Consider the following 12,885-nt stretch of genomic DNA (forward strand, 5'->3'; position numbering starts at 1 on the left):
ATCTTTAATGAAACAACACAATCTTAAATTAAAGTGCTCTTTAAATGATCAAGAAAAACTGATTTTTTCATTATTATTTAATTGTTTTCCGAACTAAAAACGACTTTAAATTGTATCGAGGGTTGAATAGCCACTAAAAATCTACACCAATATCATCTATTCTTTTTGCTTAGGAGAGTGGTGGCTATTCAAGCTTATCTTTAGAAATTGGAAAGTTTAGTATGTAGGTTCACTATCTAATAATAACTCAAAGATTTTCTTATGAAATATATTCCCTTCTTTGCTAATTAGATAAATAGCCCTTTTTTTAAACTTTGCAGTAATATTCTCCCTTCTTATAATATTTAATGAAACAAGTCTATTAAGCTTTCTTGTTAATACTGATCGGCTAATTTTTAGTTTTTCTTGTAATTCATTAAAGCTCAGACCTTCATTACCACAATAATAAATAATTTGAATCTGCCATTTATCTCCGATGATTTGGCCAAGCTGTTCAATATCCATATTTTATCCTAAAAAAACTTTCTTAGCCCGATAGCAAGCTAAGAAAGAAAAAGGAAACAAAAAATTAATAAGCCCTAATACACTTCAAATAAAGCGGCTGCTCCCATACCTCCACCTATACACATTGAAACTACAGCATATTTTTCTTTACGGCGCTTTGCTTCCAATAATGCATGCCCAACTAAGCGAGAACCCGTCATGCCATAAGGATGGCCAATCGAAATACTGCCACCATTAATATTATATTTTTCAGGATCAATGTCTAAATGGTCACGACAATATAGAACTTGGCAAGCAAATGCTTCATTGAGCTCCCAGACACCAATATCATCAATTTTTAAACCATGTTGTTTCAGGAGCTTTGGAATTGCATAGATTGGTCCAATCCCCATTTCCTCAGGCGCGCAACCGCTAACCGTCATACCTCGATAGACTCCTAAAGGTTCTAATCCTTGACGCTCCGCCAGTTTTGCCTCAACAATTGCACATGCAGATGCACCATCAGACAACTGACTTGCATTACCACCCGTAATTACACCACCTTCAATCACTGGCTTTAATGATGATAAGCCTGCTAAAGTTGTATCTGCACGATTTCCTTCATCTTGATGAAGTAAAATTTCTTTAAAACTCAGCTCGCCTGTTTCTTTATTTTGAACTTTCATTTTTGTTTGAATAGCAACAATTTCATTATCGAATATGCCATTCTGCTGAGCACGGGCGGTGCGCATTTGTGACTCCAAAGAGTAGGCATCTTGCTGTTCACGACTAACGCCATACTTCTTCGCGACATATTCCGCAGTCTGTAGCATTGGCATATAAGCAGCTTTAACATGTTTGACTACATTTGGATCAAACTCTTTTCCAACCCATTCAAAATAAGGGTTTTGTACTGCGGTAATATTTTCCTGACCACCCGCAATCACAGCTTCCATACCATCAAATGTAATTTGTTTGGCAGCGGTTGCTATCGCCATTAATCCAGAAGAACATTGGCGGTCTATGGTTTGTCCAGGTACTGTTACTGGTAAGCCCGCTGCGAAGGAAGCCATGCGTGCAATATTTCCGCCCGCTGTTCCTGCATTTAAAACTGAACCAACCACAACATCTTCAAAAATATCGGATTCTAAACCTGTTTTAGCAACTGCATGTTGTATTGCATGCCCCATCAATGTTGGTGATTTTGTATCATTAAATGCACCTCTAAAGGCACGACCAATAGGTGTTCTTGCTGTAGAGACGATGACGGCTTCACGCATGATTCTTTCCTTTTTTATCCGTGTACTTGAGTTTCTTTCATTGCTTTTTCAGCAAAGCGTAATGTTTGTTGAGTCGCTCCAGCCAAATAATGACGATGGGCAGTATCAGAGATCTCATCAAATCTTTTGGCAATGGTCTCTGCATTTCGATCAGCTTCAGCTAAATAGACACCCTCCGTTTCAAAGAGGTAACTACGTGCATAGACACCCGCTCCCGCACCGATAATGGTCTTTGACGGTGCTTCAGGGCTTGCGAGGAAAACAGCTGCGGGTGTAATGGTTTCTGGGCGAAGTAGAGGTTTGGCTTCTTCGGGAATTAACTCTTCTGTCATGCGTGTTGCCGCTGTCGGTGTGAGTGTATTCACATGAATGTTATATTTGATGCCTTCTTCATGTAACACATTCATAAGCCCTAACATTGCAGATTTTGCAACAGCATAATTACTTTGACCAAAATTCCCATAAAGCCCTGATGCAGATGAAGTCAGCACGATACGGCCATATTTTTGCTGTTTCATGATATCCCACACAGCTTTACAGCAATTCACTGTACCTTTTAAATGGACATCAATGACTTTCCAAAAATCATCCATCTCCATTTTCGAAAAAGTTGAATCTCGTAAAATGCCTGCATTATTAATTAAAATATCAACACGACCCCATGCATCTATGGCTTGCTGAACCATACTTTGCACTTGGTCAAATTGTGTAATATCTGAATTATTACTAATGGCTATACCGCCTTGAGCTAATATTTCAGCAACAACCATTTGGGCAGGACTCGCATCGCTTCCTGAACCATCTCGATTACCACCGACATCGTTAACGACAACTTTTACACCCAGTTTTGCCAAGGCTAAAGCATAGGATTTACCTAAGCCATTTCCTGCACCTGTAATAATGGCAACTTGATCTTTAAATTCGTGATTCATATTTTAAGTTCCTTATACAACTGCAATACTGATCCATTCAGCAACTAAAGCTGTTTTATTCAGTCCTTCAATTTCCACAGAAATATCTGTCACCAGTTGATATTTATCTTCGGCAATCGCTTCAAAACTTTTAATCAAGAAATTAGCGCGAATACGACTACCACTTGGTACAGGATTTAAAAACCGTATTTTGTTGTAACCATAATTGATGCTTAATTTCATCCCTTCTAATAGAGGAAAAGTTGTTTCAACCAAATGAGGTAAAACTGACAGGGTTAACAAACCATGTGCAATTGTTCCCTTAAACGGCGTTTGAGCCGCTTTTTCAGGGTCAATATGGATGAATTGGCGATCTTCTGTCACTTCTGCAAAGGCTGAAATTCGTTGTTGATCCATCAAAAACCATTCGGATTGTAATGTTTGACCAATTAACTTTTGATATTCAGTAAAACTTAGAACTTTATGCATGACATATCCCTGTTATCGTGTGGTTGAATATCCACCATCAAGTGGAATAACGGCACCCGTTATAAAAGATGATGCTTGAGATGCTAAAAACAAAACCGTACCGACAATATCTTCTGCTTGCCCAATACGTTTTAAAGGAATAATGTTCACGATTTCATCACGGTTTTGTTGCAACATGAATTCGGTCATTTTGGTTTCAAATGGCCCCGGCGCAATTGCATTGACATTAATATTCTGTCCAGCTAAATGCCCTGCCAAATGTTTTGTCAGTTGATGGACTGCAGCTTTACTTGCTGAATATGAATAGTTCCCAAAAGTAGGTACAGTTAAACCATCAATTGAGCCGATATTGATAACACGACTCGGAGACTCCGATGTATGATTTAGCAATTGAGGCAGTAAAGCTTGCGTTAGAAAAAACACAGACTTCAGATTGGTATCCAGTACTTTATCCCAACCTGCTTCGGGGAACTTTCCAAGTTCAGCCCCCCATGTCGCACCTGCGTTATTCACCAAAATATCAATTTGAGGTTCCAATGCAGAAAGTTTTTCAGCAAAGATTTGAATTTGCGCTAAATTGGATAGATCAGCAGCAATCCCTTTAACTTGACCATATTGTTGCAATTGTTGTTCAGCTGTCTGGCAAGACTCTTCTTTTCGTGAAACGACATAAACCTTTGCACCATTGATTAATAGCCCTTGTGCAATCATGTAGCCAATACCACGTGTACCACCAGTCACTACGGCCACTTTACCTTTTACATCGAATAAGTGATTCATTTTTTGACCTATAATTCGGGTTGAAAGTTTTGTAATACAGCAGACATCGCATTCGCGCGTTTCAATCGTTCATGTCGAGTGAATGTGTCAATTTGCATATAGTTAAAATAAAAAGCCGCTTCGGCATATTTATTCTGTTTATTAACAGCAATGTTTTCTGAATGGGTCAAACTTGAAATGACACGTAGCCAAAGCACAGACATCATGCTATGCGCGACATACCACAGATAATCTTTGGCATACTGCAAGGCTGCGAAAGGGTTCTGCTGTAAATTGCCTTTAATACTTTCCGTTGTTTCTTTGAGTTGCTCGAACAAATGTTTGCTTTGCTCAAGATAGATTTGATCGCATTCATTCAGTTCTAAATCATCGAATTGCTGTTCAAGCCAATTCAACAAAATTGAAACGGTCTCGTACTTACCGTCAAAGATGCGTCTTAACACAATATCCAATGATTGCACATCATTTGTACCTTCATAGATCGGTAAAATTTGTACATCTCTTAAGGCATGTTCAATCCCACTTTCATGAATATAGCCATGACCACCATAAGTCTGCATGGCAGCAGTTGCGACTTCTACGCCATATTCACTACATACTGTCTTAGATACAGCCATGAAAATTGGTAATATTGCATTTGCCAATTTTTTCAGTTCAGGATGATCTGAGGTTGTCGTTAATTCATTTAAAAGCGTGGTTTGGAATGCCAGTAAACGCCCAGATGAAATACTGGTCTGCATACGGAGCAATTCACGTCGGATATTGGGATGCTGAATGATGGCAATAGAATCTTTTGATTTATTGATCAGATCACGACCTTGAATCCGATTCTGCGCATAATCTACTGCTTTTTGATAGGTATATTCAGCTACACCTAATGCTTGGAAAGAAGTTCCAATACGCGCTAACTTCATCATACTGAACATACCAAGCAACCCCTGCCCTGGCTGCCCCACAATCCAACCTTGGGCCTGATCAAAGACCAGTTCAGCAGTCGCAGATGCATGAATACCTAATTTATTTTCAAGGCGCGCACAACTGACATGATTTGAATCACCAATTTTCCCATCATTAGAAAGATATTTAGGGACAATGAATAACCCTAGTCCAGCCAGTCCCGTTGGTGCTCCTTCAATTCGAGCAAGAACCAAATGAACGATATTATCCGTCAGGTCATGATCTCCACCTGTGATAAATATTTTGGTTCCACTCAGGCGATATGTACCATCTTCATTCAAAACAGCTTTGGTTTTGATGAGTGATAAATCCGTCCCGCACTGAGGTTCAGTTAAGCACATCGTGCCATTCCAAACACCAGTACCAATTTTTTCTAAATATTTTTGCTTTAAATAATCAGAACCTAGAGTTTTGATGACTTCATAAACACCAAGCCTAATACTGATGTAAAGTGCAAAAGCCATTGAGCCACTGCTCAATACTTCGTCACAAGCAAAACTTAAAGGAAGTGGTAAACCTTGCCCACCATCCTCTACAGAGGTATGAATTGCACCCCAACCGTCCTGAGTATAATTTTGATAAACTTCTTTATAACCATCAGGTGCAAATGCTTGATTTCCTTTTATTGTACAACCTTGTTCATCCGCGCTTAACGCCAATGGTAATAGTTGTTCATCAACAAAAGTACCAACAGACTCTAAAACTAATTTAAAATCTTCAGTTAAGTTGACGTCATAATTCAAGAGCTGAATTTCTCTAGCCAGAACATGTCTGACTAGAAAATCATACTCATGAACAGGTGCATTAAAATTGCTCATGATATTTTCCTAAATTATTCGCCTTTAAATTCCAATAAACCTTTTACAAGAATATCTGCACCTTCTTTAGCAAAGCGGTTGACTGAACCCACCATATCCGCTGTTGCAAATGTACCTGCCGCAGCATCAGCCAAACGTAAATCTGCTGCACCCATACCATGGCTTACGGCAGCATTAATCATATGTTTAGAAGCGGCATAAGCGACCGTTGGTCCCTCTGATAATCTTTTTGCAAAGGTGTAAGCTTTTGCTTCAACAGCATCGTCGGCATAGACTTTGTTTAACAAACCCCAATCCAACATGGTTTTGGCGTCATAGATACCTGCTGTTAGCACCATTTCTTTCGCGCGTTGTAAACCGACTCGTGCCACCAAACGCTGTGCACCACCTAACAAAGTCGTTGTACCAATACGCGCTTCGACTTGACCAAAGTTTGCTGTTTCACTTGCAAATGCAATGTCATGCAGTTGTAAAATTTCACAACCACCCCCTAAACACATTCCGCGAACAGCAACAATGGTTGGAAATGGTAAGTTTTCAAAACGATGCATTTCTGGGATCGCACCACTGAGCATACGTCGCGCGAAATTAGCATCCTGCCCGAGAAAATTCTCAACTACATGCGCGCCTGCACAGAAATGATCGCCTTCTGCAAGTGTTAACAATGCACGAGCTTTATTCTCAATCGCTTGATCCACTGCTTCCATAAGCCCATAAAATGATTTCATGGTGAGTAGGTTCATTGGACCATCGGCAAAAGTTGCAATCGCTAAATTGCCATCCATTTTAAATTTAACAGTCATGGAAATCTCCTTGTAAGACTGGTGTGGGAATTGTCTAGTATTGAAAACTGAGTGAGTAAAGGCGTTAGGACACTTGCCGATCTTGTTTAGACCAGTAAGGCTCTCGCAAAATTCGTCTTAAAACTTTACCTGCGGGATTTCTTGGGAGTTGCTCGACAAAGTCGATCGACTTAGGCACCTTAAAATTTGCCAATTTTGATTTTGAAAATTCCAAAATGTTTTGAGCAATAGATGCAACATCTTGGTTATTATTTTTTAAGACTATGATTGCTTTTAAGCACTCTCCCCAAGTTTCATCAGGCACACCGATGACAGCGACTTCAGAAATATTTGGATGCTGATATAAAATATCTTCAATTTCAGTTGGATAAACATTCTCTCCACCACTAATCACCATGTCTTTCTTACGGTCATAGATGTAGACATAACCTTGCTCATCCATATAGCCAAGATCACCTGTAAGCAAATATTCGTTATGGAAAGTCTGAGATGTTTCTGTAGGCTTTTGCCAATAGCCGTTCATGTTTTGAATGCTTCGACAGGCAATTTCACCGATTTGACCACTAAGTAGTTGTTCAAATTTTTCATTCAAAATTTGAATTTCGACGCCATGCGTGGCTCGACCACAAGAATGGGAAAGTCTGTCATTGCCTTGAGCAATATCTAGATGATCCTGAGCATCTAAATAAGTAATTGGACCTGAGCTTTCGGTTAGCCCATAGATCTGACCAAAATGTGTATGTGGTAAACGTTTGATAGCAGCTTTTAATAATGTTGTTGGCATTGGAGCTGCACCATAAATCACATTTTTTAATGTGTTGAGTGCTTGGTTATTTTCTGACAGGGCATCTAATAAATGCTTCAGCATGACAGGTACAAGCAACGTTAAAGAAACTTGCTCTTGTTGCATGATTTGTAGAACATTTTGCGGATTGAACTGTTCAACCAAAACCAGTTTACAACCTAAATACAATGCAAATAACCCAGCAAGTGAACCTGCAATATGTGTATGTGGTAAGGACAGTAAAACATGGTCTTCTGAATGAAATTGTGCCAATGGACTGAGCCCATGATTTTGTTTGGCATCTAAAGCAGTATGAAATAAAGATAAGCTACAGAGCTCGACACCCTTGGATACGCCCGTTGTTCCACTTGTATATAGCTGTAAACAAATTTCTCTAGTATCTTGCTGATAGTCGATAGGGTTTATACTTTGGTGATCACGCCAGATTTCATATTGTTCATCTGTACAAATAATCGTAAATGTATCGCCGAGTAAAGCCTGTAATTGTTCACCAATTGCAGTATAAAAAACTCGACCAATAAACAAAACTTTCGCTTGCGAGTCCTGAATAATCGGTAAAATTTCATTGAGTACAAATTTGGCATGAATGGGAACAATGACCGCACCAATACGACTAGAGCCAATCGCCACTTCATAAAAGCGGTCATTATTTACATCTAAAAATAAAATACGATCTTGTGGTTGAACATCTAGTTTAGTTAGGCCATGAGCGACCTGATTTGCAAACTGATTTAAATTGGCGTAACTAATTTGGCGATCTTTAAATACGATAGCCGTGCGTTCAGGTTGCTGCGCATATTGTTGTGCTATTTGCGCAAGGGTCATTCCTGACATGTCTTTCTCCGTGGGTAAGTTCCTAAGAGAAAGTTATGCCTTTTTAAACCTGTAGAATGTCGGCTAAATTACATTGTGGGCTATTTTTAAATTTCATCGTTATCTTTTAAGTTTTCCTGAATAAATTCTTCTAACTTATGTTTATCTGTAATTTTAATTTTTCCATAATGGCTTTCTATCAACCCTAAAGTCTTCATTTGCTGTAGTGTTTTATTGACTGTTTGCCGAGTCGTACCAACCATCATCCCTATATCCATTTGAGACAATATTAAATGGGTATCTTGTGCATATAATTCTTTGATTCCATTAATCTGACTTACACGAGATGCGATACGCAAACTGACAGGTAAAGTGAGTATTTCTTTCACTAATTGTAAAGTTGCACGTAATCGCCTATTGACCTGTTGGATCATTGCTTCTTCGACTTGAACATATTTATGTCGAAAATAATGAATGTCCTCAGCTTGCCATACACGGAGTTTTGTTGTTCCTCGACTTGTTAAAGTAACAGGATATGGTAATTGATCCACGACAGCACTATCCGCAATTAACTCTCCTTCTGAATAAACATAGAGTAAAATTTCTTGACCTGATTCTGTTAGGATACTTTTTTTTATTTGTCCATCTATGATTTGGAATACAGATGTAATCGGATCACCCTCTTGGTACAGAATATGATCATTTAAAATAGTAGATATTTTGGCTTTCTGAAGCATTTCAGTACGAATATGTTCTGGTAAAGTGTCAATCCAATTAAATCCCAACATTGTATATGTACTCCCTGTACCATTAACTTATTAATCACATTAGCTTAATCGCATTTTATTATTCTAATCATTTTGATGAACCTATTAGTTTTCCACTTAAGTTATTATCCATCACTTAAAGTCAACTTCACATGATTCACAGGGACTCACTAACTTTGTTTAATGGAACTCACTGATGCGGTGTGCAATTTGTTAATATAAGCGTATGCACTATTCATGCTCAATAAGGTAGCATTAAGTCCAACAACCTATTCTCACTAGGAAATACAGTCTAGGTTTAGATTGAATTGAGATGGATTACATCAGACAGTTACCGTGTGTATTTTGAAAATATATTAAATTTAAAGGCTTTATTGTAGTGAAACAAGATAACTCAATGATTGACACATCCACTCTCACCCCGATGATGCAACAGTACATGGGCGTCAAAATGCAACATCCACATTCTTTGATGTTCTATCGTATGGGTGACTTCTACGAGCTATTTTTTGAAGATGCACACAAGGCCGCTAAACTTCTCGGAATTACACTGACTCATCGTGGCAAAGCCAATGGTGAACCCATCCCTATGGCAGGTGTTCCTTATCATGCAGCTGAAGGCTACCTTGCGCGCTTGGTAAAAAAAGGTGAAACAGTCGTCATTTGCGAGCAAATTGGCGAAGTTACAGGTAAGGCCCCTGTTGAACGTGGGGTTGTCAGGATTATTACACCAGGTACACTGACCGATGATGCCTTGCTGACTGCACATCAAAGTTCAAACCTTGTGGCGCTTTGCATACAACAAAACGAAATTGGTATTGCACTGTTAGATTTGAGTGCAGGTTTATTTAAAGTTCAGCAACAAGAGTTTCAACTTGAGCAACTCGGTATTGAACTGTCTCGTCTCATGCCAAGTGAAATTTTGGTCGATGAAAATATTGTCGATCCCAACATTATTGAACACATTAAAAAGCTACTCGACTGCCCGGTAACACGCCGCCCGAATGTCGACTTTAACCTAAACAACGCACAAAAAACCTTATGCGATCAGTTTGCTGTATCGACTTTAGCAGGTTTCGGTATTGACCATTTGCCGCTTGCCAAAGCGGCAGCAGCATCGCTGATTCATTATGCCAAAGAAACGCAAAAGACAGCCTTACCGCATATTCGCTCTATTCAGTTGGAACAAAGCAGTGATTTCATTGCGCTTGATCCTGTGACACGTAGAAACTTAGAGTTGGTTGAACCTCTGTTTGAACACGGCACGTCATTATTTCAACTCATCAATGACTGTCAAACAGCCATGGGCGGACGTTTACTTAGCCGCACGCTAATGCAACCATTACGTGACACCAAGCTCTTAGACACACGTTTAGACGCGACTAAAAGTCTTGTAGATGGCTACCATGAATCACCAGTCCGTTTAGTCTTAAAAGAAATTGGAGACATCGAACGCGTTCTCAGTCGCGTGGCTTTAGGCAGTGCCCGTCCACGAGACTTAGTGCAACTGCGCCAAGCCTGTGCGCAAATCCCTTATTTACGTCATGCCATTCAACCCGTGATCCAAAGTAAACAGTCCGCACTCATTTCTCTATTGAATGAGGAATTAGGCGATTTCCATGGCTTACATCAACGTTTAATGTCCGCCATTGTTGAACATCCGCCAGTGCTTTTACGGGATGGAAATGTAATAGCCGAAGGTTTCGATCATGAACTGGATGAACTACGTAAAATCCGCGATCATGCGGGACAGTACTTGATCGACCTTGAAATTCAAGAACGTCAAAATACGGGAATTTCGACCTTAAAAATTGGCTATAACCGTGTCAGTGGGTACTACATCGAACTGACCCGTGCGCAAGCTGAGCAAGCGCCTGATCACTACATTCGCCGTCAAACCTTGAAAAATGCTGAGCGTTATATCACGCCTGAGCTAAAAACCTTTGAAGACAAGGTGCTTTCAAGTGAGTCCCGTGCTTTAGCTCGCGAAAAAATGCTGTTCGAAATGCTTTTAGATGAACTCCGTGCCGATATTGGTCATTTACAAATGATGAGCAGCGCTATTGCGCAGATCGACCTCTTAGCCAACTTTGCACATCAGACTCGCTTACGCAATTGGTCACGTCCTGAGTATAGCCCAGAAATTGGGGTTAAAATTATTGCTGGACGTCATCCAGTGGTTGAGGCATTGAACAAAGCTACATTTACACCAAATGACACGACACTTGATTTCAACCACCGTATGGCCATTATTACTGGTCCTAATATGGGGGGTAAATCAACCTTTATGCGCCAAACGGCTTTAATTAGCTTATTGGCCTATTGTGGCTCCTATGTCCCTGCCCAATCGGCAGTATTAGGTCCTATTGATCGAATCTTTACCCGTATTGGTTCTGCCGATGACCTATCTACAGGCAAATCGACCTTTATGGTGGAAATGACTGAGACCTCGCAAATCCTACATCATGCAACCAATCAGTCTCTGGTTCTGATGGATGAAGTTGGTCGTGGCACCAGTACCTATGATGGTTTATCTTTGGCATGGGCTTGCGTACTTGACTTAACCAAACGTATTAAATGTTTATGTTTATTTGCCACCCACTACTTTGAACTGACCGAGCTGGCCAAAGAAACTGCTATTGATAACTACCATGTCACCGCAAAAGAACTCAATGGCAACCTGATTTTGTTACATAAAGTCCAACATGGGCCAGCGAGCCAAAGTCACGGCTTACAAGTAGCAAAACTGGCAGGTATTCCTGCCAGTGTGATCAAAGAAGCACAAAATCGTCTGAAAATTTTAGAGAAACAACAACTGCAAAAACCTAAAGTCGTTCAAAATGATCTGTTTGCTGCAATAGAAACACCTGAAATTGAAACAATTGAACGTGTAGTCGAAATTGAGAAACCTTCTGCTGCACTTGAACTACTCAAAAGCCTTGATGTCGATAATTTAAGTCCACGTGAAGCCTTACAGCAGCTTTATGCATTGAAAGATCAGTTACATTCATAGTGGTTTTCTATTTTTGTCACCCATTTAGACCGTCAGAATGACGGTCTTTTTTATTGTCAAAAGCAGTTTTCAGCAGAATGTTCAGTTTTTATCAAATTTAACAGCCGTGCATATAACAAATATCAATAAAAGGCTGAAAATTCACGTTATCTTTTTGTTTTTCCTATAGTTTGTAAAAATTCCTGCAAAATAAATGCAAAATTCCTGCAAAACTATTATCGAAAATATAGAAAAGGTTGACCGTTCTGACGACAGAAAAAGTATCATGCACACATTGGAAATTTTTAAATGAGTAGTAAAAAATGAACGGCCTTAACGCTTTGTTGAAGAAACTATTTTCAATGCTTTTGGTTGGGCTTGTTATTTTTGTGATTCACGAATTGGTTGTCAGATTTTTTGATTTAGATAAGGAATTACTTAATTCGATTGCTAAGTGGACATTTTGGACAATTGCTTTTTGTATTGCGGTGTTTACACCCAAAAAAAGAAAATACTAGATCAGTAAAGTATGCAACGAGGCATTTTTCTTTACCGACCTAGTTTAACAATAGCATTTAACAGGCCTATTACGTAGATATGAATGATGTAAGAGACGGATTGCTCCTCTTGGAAATGGATGAAAATAGTCTAGAGAAATATACATACTCATTGAAAGATATGAGGAAAGTAATCATTCATGCACTTTCTGAAAGTGCATCAAACTATTGGCCTGAGTTAGCTCTAAACTGGCTTCAGAAGCGACCTGAGTATTTAGATCAAGATGTTTTGAATTTGATCGAAATTATTGCTAAAAATAAAAAACAATATTCTCAAAAGACCAGACAGCAAGCGCTGATGATAAGTAATGGTTTTGTGAAAAATAAGTGCAATAAAAATCCTTCGTAGGGGCTTCCTCAATTCACACACTGCACACAAACAATGACATGCACCTTTGTTGAAATCGAATGAGCTGTGCAGCCTGAAAGC

Annotated in this window: 12 protein-coding genes; 3 read left to right on the forward strand and 9 right to left on the reverse strand. The window is 39.3% G+C overall.

Annotation, left to right across the window (positions count from 1 at the left end):
* Positions 1-216: 216 nt before the first annotated feature.
* The 9 genes from DPG01_RS17365 to DPG01_RS17405 all read right to left on the reverse strand — a co-directional run bounded on the left by DPG01_RS17365 (position 217) and on the right by DPG01_RS17405 (position 8,927).
* Complete coding sequence (locus tag DPG01_RS17365; RefSeq protein ID WP_110975911.1) at positions 217-504, reverse strand: winged helix-turn-helix transcriptional regulator; 288 nt, start codon at positions 502-504, stop codon at positions 217-219.
* A gap of 74 nt (positions 505-578) precedes the next feature.
* The gene (locus DPG01_RS17370) at positions 579-1,763 is read right to left on the reverse strand and encodes an acetyl-CoA C-acyltransferase (protein WP_110975912.1); all 1,185 of its coding nucleotides are present in this window, start codon (positions 1,761-1,763) and stop codon (positions 579-581) included.
* 14 nt (positions 1,764-1,777) lie between these two features.
* Positions 1,778-2,695 (reverse strand): SDR family NAD(P)-dependent oxidoreductase, encoded by a 918-nt coding sequence (locus DPG01_RS17375; protein WP_110975913.1) that lies wholly within the window; start codon positions 2,693-2,695, stop codon positions 1,778-1,780.
* A gap of 12 nt (positions 2,696-2,707) precedes the next feature.
* Positions 2,708-3,163, reverse strand: a complete 456-nt coding sequence (locus DPG01_RS17380) for a MaoC family dehydratase (RefSeq protein WP_110975914.1) — start codon at positions 3,161-3,163, stop codon at positions 2,708-2,710.
* Positions 3,164-3,175: 12 nt separating this feature from the next.
* The gene (locus DPG01_RS17385; protein ID WP_110975915.1) at positions 3,176-3,943 is read right to left on the reverse strand and encodes an SDR family oxidoreductase; all 768 of its coding nucleotides are present in this window, start codon (positions 3,941-3,943) and stop codon (positions 3,176-3,178) included.
* Positions 3,944-3,951: 8 nt separating this feature from the next.
* Positions 3,952-5,718, reverse strand: coding sequence for an acyl-CoA dehydrogenase family protein (locus DPG01_RS17390; protein ID WP_110975916.1), 1,767 nt, complete (start codon positions 5,716-5,718; stop codon positions 3,952-3,954).
* Positions 5,719-5,732: 14 nt separating this feature from the next.
* On the reverse strand, positions 5,733-6,521 hold the full coding sequence (locus DPG01_RS17395) for an enoyl-CoA hydratase/isomerase family protein (RefSeq protein ID WP_110975917.1): 789 nt from the start codon (positions 6,519-6,521) through the stop codon (positions 5,733-5,735).
* A 64-nt stretch (positions 6,522-6,585) separates the two neighbouring features.
* Entirely contained in the window at positions 6,586-8,160 is a 1,575-nt protein-coding gene (locus tag DPG01_RS17400; protein WP_110975918.1) for an AMP-binding protein, read from the reverse strand.
* An 86-nt stretch (positions 8,161-8,246) separates the two neighbouring features.
* On the reverse strand, positions 8,247-8,927 hold the full coding sequence (locus DPG01_RS17405) for a Crp/Fnr family transcriptional regulator (RefSeq protein WP_110975919.1): 681 nt from the start codon (positions 8,925-8,927) through the stop codon (positions 8,247-8,249).
* A gap of 376 nt (positions 8,928-9,303) precedes the next feature.
* Between DPG01_RS17405 and mutS the strand changes: the two genes are divergently transcribed.
* The 3 genes from mutS (at position 9,304) to DPG01_RS17420 (ending at position 12,804) form a co-directional block, all read left to right on the forward strand.
* Positions 9,304-11,919, forward strand: coding sequence for a DNA mismatch repair protein MutS (gene mutS, locus DPG01_RS17410; RefSeq protein WP_110975920.1), 2,616 nt, complete (start codon positions 9,304-9,306; stop codon positions 11,917-11,919).
* 302 nt (positions 11,920-12,221) lie between these two features.
* Positions 12,222-12,416: a hypothetical protein gene (locus tag DPG01_RS17415; RefSeq protein ID WP_110975921.1), complete on the forward strand. Its 195-nt coding sequence runs from the start codon at positions 12,222-12,224 to the stop codon at positions 12,414-12,416.
* Between the two features lie 109 nt (positions 12,417-12,525).
* Complete coding sequence (locus DPG01_RS17420) at positions 12,526-12,804, forward strand: hypothetical protein (protein ID WP_162622364.1); 279 nt, start codon at positions 12,526-12,528, stop codon at positions 12,802-12,804.
* The last annotated feature ends 81 nt before the right edge of the window (positions 12,805-12,885 follow it).

Source organism: Acinetobacter sp. WCHAc060042 (genome assembly GCF_003231195.1).
In the GTDB taxonomy this organism is placed as follows: Bacteria; Pseudomonadota; Gammaproteobacteria; order Pseudomonadales; family Moraxellaceae; genus Acinetobacter.

What these genes read in the sequence shown, in the direction of transcription:
- DPG01_RS17365 (WP_110975911.1), bottom strand. Translation starts at nt 504, where the DNA reads ATGGATATTGAACAGCTTGGCCAAATCATCGGAGATAAATGGCAGATT.
- DPG01_RS17370 (WP_110975912.1), bottom strand. Translation starts at nt 1,763, where the DNA reads ATGCGTGAAGCCGTCATCGTCTCTACAGCAAGAACACCTATTGGTCGT.
- DPG01_RS17375 (WP_110975913.1), bottom strand. Translation starts at nt 2,695, where the DNA reads ATGAATCACGAATTTAAAGATCAAGTTGCCATTATTACAGGTGCAGGA.
- DPG01_RS17380 (WP_110975914.1), bottom strand. Translation starts at nt 3,163, where the DNA reads ATGCATAAAGTTCTAAGTTTTACTGAATATCAAAAGTTAATTGGTCAA.
- DPG01_RS17385 (WP_110975915.1), bottom strand. Translation starts at nt 3,943, where the DNA reads ATGAATCACTTATTCGATGTAAAAGGTAAAGTGGCCGTAGTGACTGGT.
- DPG01_RS17390 (WP_110975916.1), bottom strand. Translation starts at nt 5,718, where the DNA reads ATGAGCAATTTTAATGCACCTGTTCATGAGTATGATTTTCTAGTCAGA.
- DPG01_RS17395 (WP_110975917.1), bottom strand. Translation starts at nt 6,521, where the DNA reads ATGACTGTTAAATTTAAAATGGATGGCAATTTAGCGATTGCAACTTTT.
- DPG01_RS17400 (WP_110975918.1), bottom strand. Translation starts at nt 8,160, where the DNA reads ATGTCAGGAATGACCCTTGCGCAAATAGCACAACAATATGCGCAGCAA.
- DPG01_RS17405 (WP_110975919.1), bottom strand. Translation starts at nt 8,927, where the DNA reads ATGTTGGGATTTAATTGGATTGACACTTTACCAGAACATATTCGTACT.
- mutS (WP_110975920.1), top strand. Translation starts at nt 9,304, where the DNA reads ATGATTGACACATCCACTCTCACCCCGATGATGCAACAGTACATGGGC.
- DPG01_RS17415 (WP_110975921.1), top strand. Translation starts at nt 12,222, where the DNA reads ATGAACGGCCTTAACGCTTTGTTGAAGAAACTATTTTCAATGCTTTTG.